We start from the raw sequence: 19,124 nt of genomic DNA, 5'->3' as shown, positions 1-19,124 counted from the left end.
CGAGCTTGCTCGCGAAGAGACCAGCACATTCAACAGCTGTATTGACTGACACACCGCTTTCGCGAGCAAGCTCGCTCCCACAAGGGACGGTGTTTCGGGCACAAAAAAGGGGACGCCACTGGCGTCCCCTTTTTCGTTGCAACTATGTGAGTCAGAACGCCGGCAACACCGCGCCTTTGTACTTCTCGGTAATGAATTTCTTCACTTCCGGGCTGTGCAGCGCAGCGGCCAGTTTCTTCATGGCGTCGCTGTCCTTGTTGTCCGCACGGGACACCAGGATGTTCACGTAAGGCGAGTCGCTGCCTTCGATGACCAGCGCGTCCTTGGACGGATCGAGCTTGGCTTCCAGCGCGTAGTTGGTGTTGATCAGCGCCAGGTCCACTTGGGTCAACACGCGCGGGATGGTCGCGGCTTCCAGTTCACGGATCTTCAGGTCTTTCGGGTTCTGGGCGATGTCCTTGACGGTCGACAGGATGTTGGTCGGATCCTTCAGGGTGATCACACCAGCCTTGGCCAGCAGCAACAGCGCACGGCCGCCGTTGGTGGCGTCGTTCGGGATCACCACGTTGGCGCCGCTTGGCAGCTCTTCGATTTTCTTGAACTTGCTGGAGTAGGCGCCCAGCGGTTCCAGGTGCACGCCGGTCACGGACACCAGGCTGGTGCCCTTGGCCTTGTTGAACTCATCGAGGTACGGCTGGTGCTGGAAGAAGTTGGCGTCCAGACGCTTCTCGGCCACTTGTACGTTCGGCTGAACGTAGTCGGTGAAGACCTTGACCTTCAGATCCACGCCTTCTTTGGCCAGTACCGGCTTCACGAACTCGAGGATTTCCGCGTGCGGCACCGGGGTGGCAGCAACGGTCAGGGTTTCGTCGGCGTGGGCCGAGAACGCTGCAACGGCAGCCAGGGCAACGATCAGTTTTTTCATTCAGCTAACTCCTTTTTACGGCGCCCGTCTGGCGCCTGCCAGCGAATGGCCGGCTCATGTCATTACAAAACCGGTTATTTGCGCGAGAAGTGCACGACCAGTCGGTCGCCAACCATTTGCAGCACTTGCACCAGAATCAGCAGCAACACCACGGTCACGATCATCACGTCGGTCTGGAACCGCTGATAGCCGAAACGGATCGCCAGGTCACCCAGGCCACCGGCACCGACCACACCGGCCATCGCCGTGTAGGAAACCAGTGTAATCGCCGTCACCGTAATCGCTGCGAAGATGCCCGGACGGGCCTCCGGCAGCAACGCGTTCATGATGATCTGGCGGGTAGTCGCGCCCATCGACTGGGTTGCTTCGATGATGCCGCGATCGACTTCACGCAGGGCGGTTTCCACCAGCCGCGCGAAGAACGGCGTCGCACCCACTACCAGCGGCGGAATCGCACCGGCCACGCCCAGCGAGGTGCCGGTGATCAGCACGGTGAACGGGATCATCACGATCAACAGAATGATGAACGGCAGCGAACGCAGGATGTTCACCACCAGCGACAGCAGCGCGTATACGCCTTTGGCTTCGAGCAACTGACGCGGGCTGCACAGGAACAGCAGCACGCCCAGCGGCAGGCCGAGCAGCACGGTGAACAGCAGCGAACCGCCGAGCATCATCATGGTGTCGCCGGTGGCGAGCCAGATTTCGTACCAGTCGATATTGGTGAAGAAATTCATCAGGTCTTCCATTAGCGCAACACCTCCATGTGAACGTCAGCGGCGGTGAAGCGGGCGAAGGCCGCTTCCATGTCGCCACCGGTGACGGCGAGGGTCAATTGCCCGTAAGGAATGTCTTTGATGCGGTCGATACGACCGGCCAGGATGCTGTAGTCCACACCGGTTTCCCGGGCGACGGTACCGAGCAACGGCGCGTAGGTCGCTTCGCCCTGGAAGGTCAGACGCACGATGCGGCCCGGCACGTGAGCGAAGTCATCGCGCTGCTCGCTTTCGTCGATCTGCTCGCTTTCCTGAACAAAGCGCTTGGTGGTCGGGTGCTTCGGATGCAGGAACACATCGGCCACCGAACCTTGCTCGACAATCACACCGGCATCCATCACACCGACCTGATCGCACACGCGGCGGATGACATCCATCTCGTGAGTGATCAGGACGATGGTCAGTTTCAACTCGCGGTTGATCTCGGCCAGCAGTTGCAGGACCGACGCTGTGGTCTGCGGGTCGAGGGCGCTGGTGGCTTCGTCGCACAGCAGGATTTTCGGCTTGGTCGCCAGAGCGCGGGCGATGCCGACGCGCTGCTTCTGACCGCCGGACAGCTGTGCCGGGTACTTTTTGGCGTGATCGGACAGGCCGACCCGCGCCAGCAACTCGGCCACACGCTGGTCGATCTCGGCACGGGACAGTTCACCGGCCAGGGTCAGCGGCAGCGCGACGTTGTCGGCCACGGTCTTGGATGCCAGCAGGTTGAAGTGCTGGAAGATCATCCCGACCTGCTGACGGAAACGGCGCAGGCCGTTGGCGTCCAGCGCGGTGACTTCTTCGCCGTCGACGATGATCTTGCCGCCACTGGATTGCTCCAGGCGATTGATCAGACGCAGCAGGGTACTTTTTCCCGCACCGGAATGGCCAATCAGGCCGAACACCTGACCGTTCTCGATGGAGAAGCTGGTCGGGTGCAGCGCGGTGATGTCCTTACCGGCGACGCGGTAAGTCTTATGGACGTTTTGAAACTCGATCACGTAGCGAACCTTGTGGGGCGCGTTGGAAAAGGATCAGCGGTTAGCCGGGCGCGCATTTTAGCCTGTCCGTATAGAGGTTATTAGCATTTATTCCGCATTCAACCTTTCATTTGGCAATAACGCGATCAAAGGTCATAAAAAAGGAACGGCCAAAATCCTCGTCAGTCACTAAGTAAGCGACTTGAAACTCCGGGTACCGTGCCCGGAAACCACTCAAGAGCCTCGGCAACACCGGGGTCAAACGAGGAGTTTACGTCTGATGAGCAGCAAAAAAACTGTCCCTTCCAAAAGTGAACTGGCCGGCACCGATACCCCGGATCGCGCCAACACCAACGCCAAACTCGACAGCCTGGAAAAATTTCGCTCCGACGCCACCGGCCAGGCCTTGCGCACCAATCAGGGTGTGAAGGTCGCGGACAACCAGAACACCCTCAAGGCCGGTGCTCGCGGGCCGTCGCTGCTGGAAGACTTCATCATGCGTGAAAAGATCACGCACTTTGACCATGAGCGGATTCCGGAGCGCATCGTCCACGCCCGCGGCACCGGCGCCCATGGTTTCTTTCAGAGTTACGAGAACCATTCGACGCTGACCAAGGCCGGTTTCCTGCAGGATCCGGGGAAGAAAACTCCGGTGTTCGTGCGTTTTTCCACGGTGCAAGGGCCGCGTGGCTCCGGCGATACGGTGCGTGACGTACGTGGTTTTGCCGTGAAGTTCTTCACCGACGAAGGCAACTTCGATCTGGTCGGCAACAACATGCCGGTATTTTTCATACAGGACGCAATCAAGTTTCCTGACTTCGTCCACGCCGTAAAACCAGAACCGCACAACGAAATCCCTACCGGCGGCTCGGCCCACGACACCTTCTGGGACTTTGTGTCGCTGGTGCCGGAATCGGCGCACATGGTCATCTGGGCCATGTCCGACCGGGCCATCCCGAAAAGCCTGCGCAGCATGCAGGGCTTTGGCGTGCACACCTTCCGCCTGATCAACGCCGAGGGTAAATCACGCTTCGTCAAATTCCACTGGCGCCCTACCGCCGGCACCTGTTCGCTGGTGTGGGACGAGGCGCAGAAGCTCGCCGGTAAAGACACTGACTACCATCGGCGCGATCTCTGGGAGGCCATCGAGACCGGGGACTACCCGGAATGGGAACTCGGCGTACAAATCATCGAGGAGGAAAACGAGCACGACTTCGATTTCGACATCCTCGACCCGACCAAACTGATTCCCGAGGAAATCGTCCCGATCACGCCGCTGGGCAAGATGACCCTCAACCGCAACCCGGACAACTTCTTCGCCGAGACCGAGCAGGTCGCGTTCTGCCCCGGCCATATCGTGCCGGGGATCGACTTCTCCAATGACCCGCTGCTGCAAGGTCGACTGTTTTCCTACACCGACACGCAGATCAGCCGACTCGGCGGGCCGAACTTTCATGAGCTTCCGATCAACCGACCGGTCGCACCGTTCCACAACGGCCAGCGCGATGCCCAGCACCGCACGGTGATCGACAAAGGCCGCGCTTCTTATGAGCCGAACTCGATTGATGGCGGCTGGCCGAAAGAAACCCCACCGGCCGCCCAGGACGGCGGGTTCGAGAGTTATCCGGAACGCATCGACGCCAACAAGATCCGCCAGCGTAGCGAGTCGTTCAGCGACCACTTCTCCCAGGCGCGGCTGTTCTTCAAAAGCATGAGCAAGCACGAGCAGGAACACATCATCTCGGCCTACAGCTTCGAACTGGGCAAGGTTGAGCGCGAGCATATTCGGGCACGGGAAGTGAACGAGATCCTGGCCAACATCGATCTGGAACTGGCCAAGCGCGTGGCGCAGAACCTTGGCTTGCCGGCACCGGCCAAAGGCACGGTCGATGTGCCAAAGACATCACTGGATCACTCGCCATCGCTGAGTCAGGCCAACCTGCTGCCGGAGAACATCAAGACGCGAAAAGTCGCGATCCTTGCGGCCAACGGCGTCGATGGTGCGGCGATTGATGCGATGAAGGCCGCTTTGGCGGCTGAAGGTGCGCACGCCAAACTGCTCGGCCCGACCTCGGCGCCGGTGAAAACCGCCGATGGCAAGAGCCTGGCGGTGGATGCGTCGATGGAAGGTTTACCTTCGGTGGCGTTCGACGCGGTATTCGTGCCGGGTGGCGCAGCGTCGGTCAAGGCGTTGAGCGGTGACGGTGTGGCGTTGCATTACCTGCTGGAGGCGTACAAGCATTTGAAGGCAATCGCACTGCACGGCGAGGCCAAGCAGTTGCTGGATGTGCTGAAGCTGGAGGCGGATGCGGGGCTGATCGAGGGCAAGGATGTGAAGGCGTTGACCCAGCCGTTCTTTGCGGCGATCGGGCAGCACCGGGTCTGGGATCGGGAGCCTAAGGCCAAGGCCATTCCCGCTTAAGGTCTTCGCTGGCTGAAAGGACGCTTTCGCGAGCAAGCTCGCTCCCACAGGGTTCACGCTGTACCTGTGGGAGCGAGCTTGCTCCGGGCGGCGTTCCGACGAAGCCTTTAAGGTTTACGCGGGCTCAGAACCATCTGCGCCGGCACCGTGCGCAGAATCTGTTTCTCGATCTTCAGATCGAAATCCGGATCGAGCTTCTTCACGCGTTTGGTGATCAGTGTTGCCAGCCACGGGTAATCATTGGTGCGCGGAGCCTGAATGCTCACCGCACAGTCGTAATTCACCACATCGGCGGCGATCGCATCCAGTTGGCGGCGAAGTTTGCGGCTATCGGTGATGTTCAGCGCAACCGTGGTGTTTTCGGCGGTCGGATCGATCACCTTGGCTTTCGGCTTGGCTTCAGCGGCCTGAAGTGCTGCTTCAGCTTTCTCCAGCTCGGCCTTGCGCGCTTCAGTGATGGCGCCATTGACGCCACCGGTCAGTGCCGGGGCCTTGGGCATCAGCACGCGGGCACGTGCCAGCGCGGTCGCGGCCGCATTTACATCGCCCTTCTGCAGGACGATCTGGCTGCGACGCAGATAGGCTTCGGCCAACTGACGCTGGTATTGCTCGAGGGATTGATCGTTGGGTGTCTCGGCCTGCAAGGCTGCCAATTGGTCTTCGGCAGTGGCCAGTTCGCTGCTGGCCAGGCTTTGCTCCAGCTGTGCGATGGCCGTAGCCCGCGCATCGGGGACTTCGGCCACCGGTGGCGTGCTTTGGCAGGCGCCCAGCAGCACTGAAAAGGCCACAAGGAGCAGATAACGGGAGGCGAACGGCTTCATTCCTGCGACTCTCTATTTGCGCAAAAAACGAGCAAGTCTACACCCCTCGACGGGGCAGAACAAAACTCAGCAGAAACAGTGCGGCCGCCGTCACAACGATTGACGGGCCGGCCGGGGTGTCCTTGAACCAGGACAGCGCCAGCCCGCCACACACGGCGAGCATGCCCAGCACGCTTGCGCCCAGTGCCATCTGCTCCGGCGAACGGGCGTGACGCTGTGCCGCAGCCGCCGGGATGATCAATAGCGAAGTAATCAGCAACACACCGACGATTTTCATCGCCACTGCGATCACCACCGCGATCAACAGCATCAGCGCCATGCGCAAACCGGCCACCGGCAGGCCTTCGACTTTGGCCAGTTCTTCGTGCACGGTAATCGCCAGCAGCGGGCGCCACAAGGTCACCAGCAACACCAGCACAGCCGCGCTGCCGCCGAGGATCCACGCCAGATCGGTCGGGCTGATCGCCAGCAGGTCGCCGAACAGGTAGGCCATCAGGTCGATCCGCACTTCATGCATGAAGCTTAGTACCACCAGCCCGAGAGAGAGCGTGCTCGGCGCAAGAATGCCCAATAGCGTGTCGGACGCCAGCGGCTGACGCTGTTGCAAAGTCACCAGCAACACCGCCAGCAGCAGGCAGCCGACGGTGACCGCGACGGTCGGGCTGACATCCAGCAGAAAGCCCAGCGCCACGCCGAGCAGCGCGGCGTGGGACAGGGTATCGCCGAAATAGGCCATGCGCCGCCAGACCACGAACGAGCCGAGCGGCCCCGCGACCACCGCCAGCGCCAGACCTGCAAGCAGGGCGTAGAACAGAAAATCAGCCATGCTTGCAGCTATCTCCGTGAACGTGAGGTTGAGCCGACAGCGGCCCCTTGACCACCGAACCGTGCAGGTCGTGGGCGTGGTCATGATGGTGGTGATAGATCGCCAGGCTTGGCGCGTTATTGCCGAACAGCTCGACGAAAGCCGGATCGCCGCTGACCTGCTCGGGATGCCCGGAGCAGCAGACATGACGGTTGAGGCACACCACCTGATCGGTGGTGCTCATCACCAGATGCAGATCGTGGGAAACCATCAATACGCCACAGCCGTGACGGTCGCGCAGACGGGTGATCAGGCTGTACAGCTCGGCTTGCCCGGCCACATCGACGCCCTGCACCGGCTCGTCGAGCACCAGCAGTTCCGGCTCGCGCAGCAAGGCACGGGCCAGCAGCACGCGCTGCATTTCACCGCCGGAAACGCTTTGCACCGGGCTGTCGATAACGTGCTCGGCGCCGACTTCCTTGAGTGCCGCCAGCGCACGTGGGCGATCGACGCCCGGCACCAGCCGCAGAAAGCGCAGCACCGACAGCGGCAAGGTCGGGTCGACGTGCAGTTTTTGCGGCATGTAGCCGACGCGCAGTTTCGGCTTGCGCCAGACGCTGCCGCTGTCGGGTTTCAGCAACCCAAGCACGGCGCGCACCAGCGTGGTCTTGCCGGCGCCGTTGGGGCCGATCAGGGTGACGATCTGCCCCGGCTCGACGCTCAGGTGAATGTTGTCCAGCACGTTCTGCCCGGCAAACCGGACCGCCACCTGCTCCAGACGGATCAGCGCGTCACTCATCAAGCCCCCCGGCAACCGGAGCAGAGACCGACTACTTCGACAGTCTGGGCTTCGACGATGAAGCCGACATCCTTGGCGCTGTGGACGATGGCGTCGCTGATGGTTTTTTGCTCAAGTTCGATGGCGGCGTGGCATTCGCGGCAAATCAGGAACTGACCCTGGTGCGAATGTTTCGGGTGAACGCAGCCGACGAAGGCGTTCAGCGAGGAGATGCGGTGCACCAGGCCGTTTTCCAGCAGGAAATCCAGCGCCCGGTACACGGTCGGCGGCGCGGCGCGGCGGCCGTCCTGCTCGCTGAGCACCGCCAGAATGTCGTAGGCACCCAGCGGCTTGTGGCTCTGCCAGACCAGTTCCAGCACGCGCCGGCGCAGCGCGGTCAGGCGCAAGCCTTTCTGTGCACACAGGGCATCGGCCTCGGACAGCGCGCTGTGAACGCAGTGCGAGTGGTCGTGGGGACGGCTGGCAATCGGTGTAATAGGCATGAGCGGCGACGAGTTTGGTTAGAGACGTTATTATGTTACCCGTTCTCGCCTCATTGAGTGGTCATCGTGTCCCGACTTTTTTCTGTTTTTGTCGTATTCATCACCGGTTTTCTGCTGATCGGTCCGGCTCAGGCCGAGGTCAGAGTCCTCACCAGCATCAAGCCCCTGCAATTGATTGCCGCTGCGGTGCAGGACGGCGTGGCGATTCCGGAAGTGCTGCTGCCACCGGGCGCTTCACCGCATAACTACGCGCTGCGTCCGTCCGACGTGCGCAAGGTGCAATCGGTGGACCTGCTGTACTGGATCGGCCCGGACATGGAAGGTTTCCTGCCTCGTGTGCTGAATGGTCGTACGCTGCCGAGCGTTGCGGTACAGGACCTGCCGGGCATGAAGCTGCGCCGCTTCGCTGCGGACAGTCATTCCCATGCCGAAGAGGCCGACGAACACGATCACGACCATCGCCCGGGCAGCCTCGATGCGCATCTGTGGCTATCGCCGGTGAACGCGCGGGTTATTGCCGACAAGATGGCCGCTGACCTGAGCTCCGCCGACCCGGCCAATGCCGAGCGCTATCAGAGCAACGCCAAGGCGTTCGATGAGCGTCTGGACGCACTGGATCAGCGTTTGAAGAAACGTCTGGCCGGTGTTGAAAGCAAACCCTACTTCGTCTTCCATGAAGCCTTCGACTATTTCGAAGAGGCCTACGGCTTGAAACACACCGGCGTGTTCAGCGTCGCGGCGGAAGTGCAGCCGGGCGCCCAGCACGTGGCGGCAATGCGCGCGCGCTTGCAGGAAGTCGGCAAGACTTGCGTATTCAGTGAACCGCCGTTGCGCCCACGTCTGGCGGAAACCCTGGTGGCGGGCCTGCCGGTGAAACTGGCAGAGCTGGATGCGTTGGGCGGGTACACGCCAGCGACGGCTCAGGGTTATGAGCAAGTGCTGGAGAAGCTGGGGAATGATCTGGCGGGTTGTCTCGAGTCGCTCTGATACAAAAAAACCGCAGCCTGCACAGGCTGCGGTTTTTTCTTTTACAGGGCAAAAGGTAGCGGTGTGCTGACCTGCTGACGCTGCGTCAGCCGCTGCTCGAACTCTTGCGGATCGTGAATCAGCACGTCCTGCCCGGCGAACGATTCCGCCGCAATCAGGCGCGATAGCCAAAACCGCACGCAAGCCACTCGCAGCATGGTCGGCCACAGTTCAGCCTCGGCCGCCGTGAATGGACGCAGTGCCGCGTAGGCACCCAGGAACGCACGCGCACGCGGGCCGTCGATCAGGCCGTCATCGTCCGAACACCAATCGTTCAGGGCAATCGCCACGTCATAGAGCATCGGCCCGGAGCAGGCGTTGTAGAAGTCGATCAGCCCGGTCAGGTGCGTGCCTTCGAACATCGCATTGTCGCGGAACAGGTCAGCGTGGATGTTCGCCCGTGGCAGCGCGAGAATTTTCTCTTTCTGTTGCGTGATTTCGTTTAGCGCAGTTTGCAGCAGCGCGCGCGGCTCGTCGCTCAGGTGCGACAGAAACTGCGTGCCCTCCTCCAGCATCCAGTCCAGGCCACGATCGGTCTTGCGCTTGATCATCTTGCTGCCCTGGGTCGCCAGGTGCAGATGCGCCTGCAACTCACCGACCTGCGCGCAATGCTGGGCGTTGGCCTGCTTGATGTGCTTGCCGGCCAGGCGCGGTTGCAGTAGCGCCGGTTTGCCTTTCAGCTCGCGCAGGGCCACACCGTCGGTGGTGCGCAGTGCGTAAGGCACCGGCAGGTCGGCTTCGTGGAGGACGTCGAGCAGATCGATGAAGAACGGCATTTCCTGCACCGGGCCGCGTTCGACCAGGGTCAGGACGAACTCACCCTGTTCCATGCTGATGAAGAAGTTGGTGTTTTCGCTGCCGGCGGCGATCCCCTGGAAATCGAGCAGACGGCCGAGCCCGTAAGGGGCGAGAAAGGTTTCCAGCTCAGGCCGAGCCAGGGGGGTGAACACAGACATGGTTAAAAACTGCTCAGTTCTGGCGCCGCCATCAAACGGCGCCGATTAAAAGTCAGGAAACTTACTTCCAGGTAAAGATTTCCCACGACGGAATCAGCATATCCGGCTGGTCGGATCGGATGTAGTTCACGTCCGAACCATCGGCGCGCACCAGAAAATAGGGCTTGCCGCCCTTCGGTGTGACCTTGATCGCATACACGAATCCACTCCGGCTGTATTCCTGAATGACCTTGTCGCCTTCCGTGTGTGTGCTGATGGTAACTTCCGGCTCCGACGATGGCGCATCATCCGCCGCGATCGCGGCCAGCGGTGAGACAGCAATCAGACTGACCAGCAGCAAGCGATTTAACGTACGCATGATAACCTTGTCCCTTTGTCGTCAACGGTCCCGCTATTCTAGCGCCGGGCCCGCCGAAAAGGTTGATTCTGCTCATGAGCCAAGCCCCCCTCGTCCTGGTGGACGGTTCGTCTTACCTGTACCGCGCCTTTCACGCGCTGCCACCGCTGACCACCTCCAAAGGCCTGCCGACCGGTGCGGTCAAAGGCGTGCTGAACATGCTCAAGAGCCTGCGCAAGCAGTATCCGGACAGCCCGTTCGCCGTGGTGTTCGACGCCAAGGGTGGGACATTTCGCGATGAGATGTACGCCGAATACAAAGCCAACCGCCCAAGCATGCCCGACGACATGCGCGTGCAGATCGAGCCGCTGCACCAGAGCGTGATCGCCCTCGGCTTCCCGCTGCTGTGCGTCGAAGGCGTCGAGGCCGATGACGTGATCGGCACCCTGGCCCGCAGCAGCGCGGCCGCCGACCGCCCGGTGATCATCTCCACCGGCGACAAGGACATGGCGCAACTGGTCGACGGCCACATTACCTTGGTCAACACCATGTCCGGTAGTTCGATGGACGTGGACGGCGTGAAGGAGAAATTCGGCGTCGCTCCGGAGCAGATCATCGATTATCTGGCCCTGATGGGCGATTCTTCCGACAACATTCCCGGCGTTCCGGGCATCGGCCCGAAAACCGCATCCGGCCTGCTGGTGGGCGTCAACGGCGGTCTGACCGAGCTGTATGCGCAGCTCGACATCGTGCCGACCCTGCCGATCCGTGGGGCCAAGACCCTGCCGGCCAAACTCGAAGAACACAAGGAGATGGCCTTCCTCTCCTATCAACTGGCGACCATCAAGGTTGACGTGCCGCTGGATATCGGCCTCGACGACCTGCAGATGGGCCCGGAAGATTCGGCCAAACTGCTTGAGCTCTACACACTGCTGGAGTTCAAGAGCTGGATCAACGATCTGGAGCGGGACGCCAAGCGTCTGGAACTGAGCAACGCTGCTGCGCCTGAGCCGGCCGGCGATCTGTTCAGCGCGCCTGCGGAAGAAGTGCCTGCCGCTCCGGCTGAAGCCGCGTACGAAACCATCCTCGATCAGGCACGGTTCGACGTCTGGCTGGAAAAACTGAAGAACGCCAAGCTGTTTGCCTTCGACACCGAAACCACCGGCATCGACGCGCAACAGGCGCAACTGGTCGGCTTGTCGTTCGCGGTGCAGGCCAACGAAGCGGCCTATATCCCGCTGACCCACTCCTACATCGGCGTGCCGGAGCAACTGGATCGCGACACCGTGTTGCGCGCGCTCAAGCCGATCCTCGAAGACCCGAACAAGCTCAAGGTCGGCCAGCACGCCAAGTTCGACATGAATATCCTGGCCAACTGCGCCATAGGTGGCGATCAGAGCCAAGGCATCACCGTGCGCGGCATTGCCTTCGACACGATGCTGGAGTCCTACGTACTAAACTCCACCGCCACCCGTCACGATATGGACAGCCTGGCGCAGAAGTACCTGGATCACACCACCGTGAGCTTCCAGGACATCGCCGGCAAAGGTGCCAAGCAACTGACCTTCGACCAGATCGCTCTGGAACAGGCCGGGCCGTATGCCGCCGAAGATGCCGACGTGACCCTGCGCCTGCACCAGACGCTGTTCGAAAAACTCAGCGCCATCCCGAGCCTGGCCAGCGTGCTGACTGACATCGAGATCCCGCTGGTGCCGGTGCTGGCACGCATCGAGCGTCAAGGCGCATTCGTTGACGCGGCACTGCTCGGCGTTCAGAGCATCGAACTCGGCGACAAGATGGTCGCACTGGAGCGCGAAGCGTTCGAAATCGCCGGTGAAGAGTTCAACCTCGGTTCGCCGAAACAACTGGGCGTGATCCTCTACGAAAAGCTCGGCCTGCCGGTGCTGAAGAAGACCGCCAAGGGCCAGCCATCCACCGCCGAAGAAGTGCTGGCGAAACTGGCCGAAGACGATCACCGCTTGCCCAAAGTGCTGATGGAACACCGTTCCATGAGCAAGCTGAAGAGCACCTACACCGATCGCCTGCCGGAGCAGATCAACCCGCGTACCGGGCGGATCCACACTTCTTACCATCAGGCCGTCGCTTCAACCGGTCGCCTGTCCTCCAGCGATCCGAACCTGCAGAACATCCCGGTGCGCACTGCCGAAGGCCGACGCATCCGTCAGGCCTTTGTCGCGCCGAAAGGCTACAAACTGCTGGCGGCGGACTACTCACAGATCGAACTGCGGATCATGGCCCACCTGTCCCGCGACGAAGGCCTGATGAACGCCTTCCGCAACAACCTGGACGTGCACACCGCCACCGCAGCCGAAGTGTTCAAGGTCGAGCTGAATGAAGTGAGCTCAGACCAGCGCCGTGGCGCCAAGGCGATCAACTTCGGCCTGATCTACGGCATGGGTGCGCAGAAGCTGGGCAAGGACATCGGCGTCGACACCAAGACCGCCAAAGCCTACATCGACACCTACTTCGCACGTTACCCGGGCGTTCGCGAGTACATGGATCGCACCCGCGCCCAGGCAGCGGATCAGGGCTTCGTGGAAACGATCTTCGGTCGTCGCCTGTATCTGCCGGACATCAACTCCAACAAGCCGCAGGAACGCGCTGCCGCCGAACGCACGGCGATCAACGCGCCGATGCAGGGCACCGCAGCGGACATCATCAAGAAAGCCATGGTGGCGGTGGATAACTGGCTTAGCACTTCGGGGCTGGACGCCAAAGTCATCCTGCAGGTGCACGACGAACTGGTGCTGGAGGTTCGCGAGGATCTGGTCGATCAGGTTCGCGAAGAAATTCGCGTACACATGAGCGAAGCGGCGAAACTGGACGTGCCGCTGCTGGTGGAAGTCGGGGTTGGCAACAATTGGGACGAGGCTCACTGAGACCTCTGGGACGGGGTTTTGCCGCGACCGAGCGTTGCGGCAAAGGCATCGAAAAAGGCTTAGGCCTGATCGTTCTTGAGCTTATTCCAAAGTTTTTTGAAAAGAATCTGAACTAATCTTGCGACAGGGCACTCAGAGATACTGAATGGCTGGTGAAGCCCTTCGATGCTCCTATGTTGTGTTAAGTGTTGGCAGATATCTGAACCCCGCCCTAGCGGTTCGGAACTTAAACCCCGGAACTTCTCCCTCCCCATATGAAGTCCGGGGCTTTTTTTGCCTGCGATTTACTCAGCAGGCAATTCAGCACCTTTGTCCGCCAGTTCCATCCAGCCCGCCAACACAGTGTAGGCCTCTTCCAGACCCATGCGTTTCGGGGCGGAGAACAGCTGGATCGTTACCAGATCGCCCCACCCTTTACGGATTTCCGACTGCACCTTGAGCAGCGTGTTCTTCGCTGCGCCGTAGGTCAGCTTGTCGGCCTTGGTCAGCAGAATGTGCATCGGCATGCCGGCCGCAACGGCCCAGTCGAGCATCAGCAGGTCGAAGTCGGTCATTGGATGACGGATGTCCATCATCAGAATCAAACCCTTCAAACTCTCGCGACCACCGAGGTAAGCCTCAAGGTGACGCTGCCAGTGTTGCTTGAGCGGGATCGGTACTTTTGCATAACCGTAGCCCGGGAGGTCGACCAGACGCCGTTCATCGTCTAGCTTGAAGAAGTTCAACAGCTGTGTGCGACCCGGGGTTTTCGAGGTGCGCGCCAGGCTGGCGTGAGTCAGGGTGTTCAGCGCGCTGGATTTACCGGCGTTGGAACGACCGGCGAACGCCACTTCGAAGCCTTCGTCGTCGGGGCACTGATCGACTTTGGCGGCACTGAGCATGAATGTGGACTGTTGGCACAGGCCGAGGATGGGATTCTTGAGTTGCATGGGATTTCCGATGTGGGCGGCGCCGGGATTAGGCGCGGAACGCGGTGTCGCTTCCGTTTCAGTGACGCCAGTATATAATGCCGCAGATTTTGTGTGTGCTTTGTCCCAGCGAAGGATGAAGTTCACGAGAGCGACAGACCTTGATTGCGCATTAGAACGCAGAACGCTCTCAACCCTGAAAAGGTCGTTTTATGACGAAATGGCTGCTGGCTGCCGGAGTCTTGATGCCGCTTTACAGCGCACAGGCTACACAGGATCCGGAAGCCGTGTACAACCGTGTTTGTGGAGCCTGTCATTCCGGCCAACTACCCATGGCGCCCAAAAGAGGCGATCAGGAAGCTTGGACGCCGAGGTTGGCGAAAGGTATGGAGACGCTGGTGCAACACGTGACCCAGGGTTTCAAGGCGATGCCGCCGCGTGGTTTGTGCATGGACTGCAGTGCCGAGGATTACCAGGCCCTCATCCTCTGGATGAGCGAGAGTAAGCCCGGTCCATAACTCTTAACCCTTAGCCGTAGTTGGATTAGCTGATGAACAAACTGATCGTGAGTCTGCTGTTGACCGTGGGAATCTCAGGCTTCGCCCATGCTGCCGGTGATGCAGCCGCAGGCCAGGCAAAAGCCGCCGTATGCGGCGCCTGCCATGGCCCGGATGGCAACAGCATGGCGCCAAACTTTCCAAAGCTGGCCGGACAGGGTGAACGCTACCTGACCAAGCAATTGCACGACATCAAGTCGGGCAAGCGCACCGTTCTGGAAATGACCGGCCTGCTGACCAACCTGAGCGATCAGGACCTGGCCGACATCGCCGCTTACTTCGCCAGCCAGAAAGGCAGCGTCGGCGCCGCCGATCCGAAGATCGTCGCTCGCGGTGAAGCCCTGTTCCGTGGCGGCAACCTCGAGAAAGGCCTGCCAGCCTGCACCGGTTGCCACTCGCCGAACGGCGCCGGCAACGCAGCCGCCGGTTTCCCGCATCTGGGTGGCCAACACGCTCAGTACATCGCCAAACAGCTGACCGATTTCCGCAAGGAAGAAGCCGGCCGCAACAACGACGGCGACGCGATGACCATGCGCACCATCGCCCGCAAGCTGAGCGACGAAGACATCGCGGCAGTCTCCAGCTACATTCAGGGCCTGCACTAAGACGCGCGATTCGAGCGTTGCGTGCGATGGCCAACGCCTGCCACGTTAACGCTCGATTAATCCGTCGCAGCAAGTATAAAAAGGGTGGCTTTGGCCGCCCTTTTTTGTGGCCGCTGCCGTTACACTACAGAACTCATGCCCGCCAGGATCTGTCTGAAAACAGGTCGCGCGAGGCGACCAAAATTGTCCAGGAGTAAAGCATGCGTAATCTGATCATCAGCGCCGCCCTCGTCGCTGCCAGCCTGTTCGGCGTGACCGCCCAGGCCGCCGAAGCCCCTGCTGCCCCCTACGTCGAACTGAGCAACCCGGTACCGGTCGCCGTGCCTGGCAAGATCGAAGTGGTCGAGCTGTTCTGGTATGGCTGCCCGCACTGCTACGCGTTCGAGCCGGTGATCAATCCATGGGTTGAAAAACTGCCGTCCGACGTCAACTTCGTGCGCATCCCTGCGATGTTCGGTGGCCCGTGGGACGCTCACGGCCAGATGTTCCTGACCCTGGAAGCCATGGGTGTCGAGCACAACGTGCACGCTGCCGTTTTCAACGCGATCCAGAAAGAACACAAGAAACTGACCGACAAGAACGACATGGCCGACTTCCTCGCCACTCAAGGCGTGGACAAGGACAAGTTCCTGGCGACCTTCGACTCGTTCGCCATCAAAGGGCAGATCGTGAAAGCCCGCGAACTGGCCAAGAAGTATGAAATCTCCGGCGTTCCAACCATGATCGTCAACGGTAAATACCGCTTCGACATCGGCTCTGCCGGCGGCGCCGAACAGGCGCTGAAGCTGGCTGACCAACTGGTGGCCAAAGAGCGAGCGACCAACAAGGCAGCCGCCAACTAAGCGCGGCAATCGCCATGCGCCGCTGGGGAACCGAACGTCTCGTTGGCCTGCATGAACCGCAGGTCAACGAGCATCACCTGGAATCGACGGGCCTGCCCGCAGACAGCCGTCTGCGCTTGCTCAGCTTCAATATTCAGGTCGGCATCAGCACCGAGCGCTATCGGCACTACCTGACCCGCAGCTGGCAGCATCTGCTGCCGCACCCCGGGCGCTCAAGCAATCTGCAAAAGATCGGCAATCTGCTCGGCGACTTCGATCTGGTCGCCCTGCAGGAAGCCGATGGCGGCAGCCTGCGTTCGGGCTACGTCAATCAGGTCGAACACCTGGCCCAGCTCGGCGCCTTCCCCTACTGGTATCAACAACTCAATCGCAACCTTGGCCGACTGGCCCAGCACAGTAATGGCGTGCTCAGTCGTCTGCGGCCGTGGGCGATCGAGGACCACCCGCTGCCGGGTCCGAAGGGACGCGGGGCAATTCTGGTGCGCTTCGGCGAAGGCCCGGAAGCGCTGGTGGTGGTGATGATGCACCTGGCGCTCGGCGCCCGGGTGCGCAGCATGCAGCTGGCCTACATCCGCGAACTGATCGGCGGCTACAAGCATCAGGTGCTGATGGGCGACATGAACACCCACGCCAGCGATCTGCTGCAACATTCGCCGTTGCGCGACCTCGGCCTGCTGGCCCCGCAACTCGAAGCGACATTTCCCAGCTGGCGCCCCCAGCGCTGTCTGGACCATATTCTGCTCAGCCCGACCCTGACTCTGGAAAAGGTCGAAGTGCTGGCACAACCGATTTCCGATCACCTGCCGGTCGCGGTAGAGATTCGTCTGCCGGGTTCGCTCACGGCCGATGCATTGCCCGCGTTGAGCACTGCCCTTCGCGGAACCCCTGAATGAGCGACGAAGCCCAGCGCTGGAAAGAGAAATACCTCAAAAGCATCGAACAACAGGAAAAGCTCGAACGTCGATGGGACGCCCGGCTCGACCTGCTGCGCCGAGGGCTGGTGCGCAGCACCCTCGCAGCGGAGGGCACCGACCGCGTGGTCGATCAGTGCATGAAAGAGATGCGCGACGTGGTGCGCACCGATGACATGGACGCCGGCCTCGCCGCCCTTCTGCCGCGCCTGGAAAAAGCCGTGCTCGATTCCGAGCAGCGCCGGGAAACCCGGATCGAACAGGTCAGCACTGCGCTGACTGCGCTGGTCACTCAACTGCAATCCCTGCCGTTACCCCGGGATGTGGCCCAGCCACTGAAGAAATTCGCCAAGCAGCTGGACGGCCGGGTGAGTCAGGCAAGGGAAATGCCGCTGCTGCTCAGCGAACTCAGCGGCTTGCAGGGCAAGGCCTTGAGCCAGCTGGAGACGCCGGCGGAACCGGGACGGCCAGGGTTGTTGCAGCGTCTGTTCGGCAGTCGCGACAACGAGGAAGCGCCTGTGACGGCGACCCCGCCTGCCGTGGCCGCATCGCCCGCACAGCCGGAGCAAGCGCCCGTCACGCATGAAACAGCGCCCTTGCAGGAAGCGCCTGTCACGAGCGCCGAACCGGTCGCCCCTGCGCCCGTCAGCCAAGCACCGGTTGCCGCCCCTGTGGCCGAACCCGCGAAAATTCCGGAGCCAACCCCCGAGTATCATGCGGAGCCGGAGGTGGTGGCCTTCGAGCCGGCCAGAATCCTCACCGAATCCCCCTCCGCCCCCAGCGAACCAGAACCCGCCGAGCCAGAACCGGAGCCGCAGGCCTTTACGCCTCCTCCGGTTTTCGCGCCGGCTGTGCCAACAGCCATCAACCCGGACGAATTGATCCACCCCGGCGATACCCCGCCGCCGGTGATCCTCGACAGCCTGCCCCTGCCCGAGCCCATCGCCCAGGCATTGGCCGCCATCGACCCGGAGCAATCCGAACACGACATTCTCTACGCCCTGCCGGACTCGCCGGAGCCGTCCTACAGCTCGGTCGCCAAACACATCGAAGACACGCTGATCGGGTTGCTGGATGACCTGACCTTGCCGGAGCGCCATCGCCCGCAAGCAGAAGCCATGCGCGACCGGCTCAAAAATGGGCTGAACTGGTACGAACTGCTGCCGATCCTCGACGATCTGGCGACCTTGATGCTGGCCATCACCGACAGCGGCCAGCACGAATTCGAAGCTTATTTGCAGCAACTCAATGAACGCCTCGAAGCCTTCCAGAGCAACTTGCAGGCTGCCAGCGAAGGCCACGCCGACAACAGCTCCGCGGCGCGGGCGATGGACACGCAGATCCGCGAACAGGTCGACGGCTTGCAGAACAGCGTGCAGGAAGCGGCCGATCTGGACGATCTGAAGCAGGTGCTGGAAAACCACCTCGAAGGTCTGCTCGGCACGATGGATCAGCATCAGAAACAGCGTGACGCCCGGGAGCAGGAAGTCGCCGGACGCCTGAAAAGCCTGGCCGAGCGCGTCGCGCACATGGAGCAGGAAGCGCTGGGCTATCGTGAACACCTTGAAGAACAGCGCCAGAAAGCCCTGATCGATCCGCTCACCGGCCTGCCCAACCGCGCCGCCTGGACCGAACGGCTCGAACATGAAATCGCCCAATGGCAGCAGCACGGCAATACCCTGAGCCTGGCCATGCTCGACCTCGATCACTTCAAACGAATCAACGACAACTACGGCCACCTGGCCGGCGACAAAGTGTTGAAGATCATCGCAACGGTGCTGCGCAAGCGCCTGCGGGGCAGCGATTTCATCGCCCGATTTGGTGGAGAGGAATTCGTATTGCTGCTGCCGGCCACTCCGCCGGCCGTCGGCGCCAAACTCCTGGAAACCCTGCGCGCTTCCATCGAAGCCTGCCCGTTTCACTTCAAGGGCGAGCGCGTCACGATCACCGTATCCATGGGACTGGCGGCGTTCCGGCCGGGAGAACATAGCGATCTGGTGCTCAAAAGAGCCGATCAGGCGCTTTACCGGGCAAAAAACGCAGGACGTAACCGGGTGGAGCTGGGCTGAGGCAATTGTTCCATATTGTTTAAA

General features: G+C 61.2%; 18 protein-coding genes. 8 read left to right on the top strand and 10 right to left on the bottom strand.

Going from position 1 to position 19,124, the window contains the following annotated elements; all coding sequences use genetic code 11:
• Positions 1 to 151 precede the first annotated feature (151 nt).
• From IHQ43_RS00420 to IHQ43_RS00410, 3 genes are all read right to left on the bottom strand, one after another.
• On the bottom strand, positions 152 to 925 hold the full coding sequence (locus IHQ43_RS00420; RefSeq protein ID WP_007953996.1) for a MetQ/NlpA family ABC transporter substrate-binding protein: 774 nt from the start codon (positions 923 to 925) through the stop codon (positions 152 to 154).
• 74 nt (positions 926 to 999) lie between these two features.
• On the bottom strand, positions 1,000 to 1,674 hold the full coding sequence (locus IHQ43_RS00415) for a methionine ABC transporter permease (protein ID WP_425220288.1): 675 nt from the start codon (positions 1,672 to 1,674) through the stop codon (positions 1,000 to 1,002).
• Positions 1,674 to 2,681 (bottom strand): methionine ABC transporter ATP-binding protein, encoded by a 1,008-nt coding sequence (locus IHQ43_RS00410; RefSeq protein ID WP_007953999.1) that lies wholly within the window; start codon positions 2,679 to 2,681, stop codon positions 1,674 to 1,676. The genes IHQ43_RS00415 and IHQ43_RS00410 overlap by 1 nt, the downstream gene beginning before the upstream one ends.
• Positions 2,682 to 2,940: 259 nt before the next feature.
• On the opposite strand from IHQ43_RS00410, the gene katE reads away from it, so the two are divergent.
• Complete coding sequence (gene katE / locus IHQ43_RS00405) at positions 2,941 to 5,082, top strand: catalase HPII (RefSeq protein ID WP_192562992.1); 2,142 nt, start codon at positions 2,941 to 2,943, stop codon at positions 5,080 to 5,082.
• 107 nt (positions 5,083 to 5,189) lie between these two features.
• Here katE and IHQ43_RS00400 read toward each other — a convergent pair whose 3' ends face one another.
• From IHQ43_RS00400 to zur, 4 genes are read right to left on the bottom strand one after another with little or no spacing between them, the layout of a single operon-like run.
• On the bottom strand, positions 5,190 to 5,903 hold the full coding sequence (locus IHQ43_RS00400) for a PA5502 family lipoprotein (protein ID WP_192562991.1): 714 nt from the start codon (positions 5,901 to 5,903) through the stop codon (positions 5,190 to 5,192).
• Positions 5,904 to 5,940: 37 nt separating this feature from the next.
• A complete protein-coding gene (gene znuB / locus IHQ43_RS00395; RefSeq protein WP_007954005.1) occupies positions 5,941 to 6,729 on the bottom strand; it encodes a zinc ABC transporter permease subunit ZnuB in 789 nt (262 codons plus the stop codon).
• Positions 6,722 to 7,507 (bottom strand): zinc ABC transporter ATP-binding protein ZnuC, encoded by a 786-nt coding sequence (gene znuC / locus IHQ43_RS00390; protein ID WP_085690422.1) that lies wholly within the window; start codon positions 7,505 to 7,507, stop codon positions 6,722 to 6,724. The genes znuB and znuC overlap by 8 nt, the downstream gene beginning before the upstream one ends.
• Positions 7,507 to 7,989: a zinc uptake transcriptional repressor Zur gene (gene zur, locus IHQ43_RS00385; protein WP_011331783.1), complete on the bottom strand. Its 483-nt coding sequence runs from the start codon at positions 7,987 to 7,989 to the stop codon at positions 7,507 to 7,509. Before zur ends, znuC begins: the two co-directional genes overlap by 1 nt.
• Before the next feature lie 66 nt (positions 7,990 to 8,055).
• On the opposite strand from zur, the gene IHQ43_RS00380 reads away from it, so the two are divergent.
• Entirely contained in the window at positions 8,056 to 8,976 is a 921-nt protein-coding gene (locus tag IHQ43_RS00380; RefSeq protein WP_192562990.1) for a zinc ABC transporter substrate-binding protein, read from the top strand.
• 41 nt (positions 8,977 to 9,017) lie between these two features.
• Here IHQ43_RS00380 and IHQ43_RS00375 read toward each other — a convergent pair whose 3' ends face one another.
• Positions 9,018 to 9,971 (bottom strand): homoserine kinase, encoded by a 954-nt coding sequence (locus IHQ43_RS00375; protein ID WP_192562989.1) that lies wholly within the window; start codon positions 9,969 to 9,971, stop codon positions 9,018 to 9,020.
• A gap of 61 nt (positions 9,972 to 10,032) precedes the next feature.
• The gene (locus IHQ43_RS00370) at positions 10,033 to 10,329 is read right to left on the bottom strand and encodes a DUF2782 domain-containing protein (RefSeq protein ID WP_192562988.1); all 297 of its coding nucleotides are present in this window, start codon (positions 10,327 to 10,329) and stop codon (positions 10,033 to 10,035) included.
• A 74-nt stretch (positions 10,330 to 10,403) separates the two neighbouring features.
• Between IHQ43_RS00370 and polA the strand changes: the two genes are divergently transcribed.
• The gene (gene polA, locus IHQ43_RS00365) at positions 10,404 to 13,208 is read left to right on the top strand and encodes a DNA polymerase I (RefSeq protein ID WP_192562987.1); all 2,805 of its coding nucleotides are present in this window, start codon (positions 10,404 to 10,406) and stop codon (positions 13,206 to 13,208) included.
• Positions 13,209 to 13,492: 284 nt separating this feature from the next.
• On the opposite strand, the gene yihA is transcribed toward polA, so the two are convergent.
• Positions 13,493 to 14,137 (bottom strand): ribosome biogenesis GTP-binding protein YihA/YsxC, encoded by a 645-nt coding sequence (yihA, locus tag IHQ43_RS00360; protein WP_115986479.1) that lies wholly within the window; start codon positions 14,135 to 14,137, stop codon positions 13,493 to 13,495.
• 191 nt (positions 14,138 to 14,328) lie between these two features.
• Here yihA and IHQ43_RS00355 point away from each other — a divergent pair, with 191 nt between their 5' ends.
• From IHQ43_RS00355 to IHQ43_RS00335, 5 genes are all read left to right on the top strand, one after another.
• The gene (locus tag IHQ43_RS00355) at positions 14,329 to 14,634 is read left to right on the top strand and encodes a c-type cytochrome (RefSeq protein WP_085690419.1); all 306 of its coding nucleotides are present in this window, start codon (positions 14,329 to 14,331) and stop codon (positions 14,632 to 14,634) included.
• 32 nt (positions 14,635 to 14,666) lie between these two features.
• Positions 14,667 to 15,278, top strand: a complete 612-nt coding sequence (locus tag IHQ43_RS00350; protein WP_039764863.1) for a c-type cytochrome — start codon at positions 14,667 to 14,669, stop codon at positions 15,276 to 15,278.
• A 200-nt stretch (positions 15,279 to 15,478) separates the two neighbouring features.
• Positions 15,479 to 16,120 (top strand): thiol:disulfide interchange protein DsbA/DsbL, encoded by a 642-nt coding sequence (locus tag IHQ43_RS00345; protein WP_007954043.1) that lies wholly within the window; start codon positions 15,479 to 15,481, stop codon positions 16,118 to 16,120.
• Between the two features lie 14 nt (positions 16,121 to 16,134).
• On the top strand, positions 16,135 to 17,013 hold the full coding sequence (locus tag IHQ43_RS00340) for an endonuclease/exonuclease/phosphatase family protein (RefSeq protein WP_192562986.1): 879 nt from the start codon (positions 16,135 to 16,137) through the stop codon (positions 17,011 to 17,013).
• Positions 17,010 to 19,100, top strand: coding sequence for a diguanylate cyclase (locus IHQ43_RS00335; RefSeq protein ID WP_192562985.1), 2,091 nt, complete (start codon positions 17,010 to 17,012; stop codon positions 19,098 to 19,100). The genes IHQ43_RS00340 and IHQ43_RS00335 overlap by 4 nt, the downstream gene beginning before the upstream one ends.
• Positions 19,101 to 19,124: the final 24 nt, after the last annotated feature.

The organism is Pseudomonas gozinkensis (assembly GCF_014863585.1).
Taxonomy (GTDB): Bacteria; Pseudomonadota; Gammaproteobacteria; order Pseudomonadales; family Pseudomonadaceae; genus Aquipseudomonas; species Aquipseudomonas gozinkensis.
This window is presented reverse-complemented; position numbering and strand designations above follow the sequence as displayed.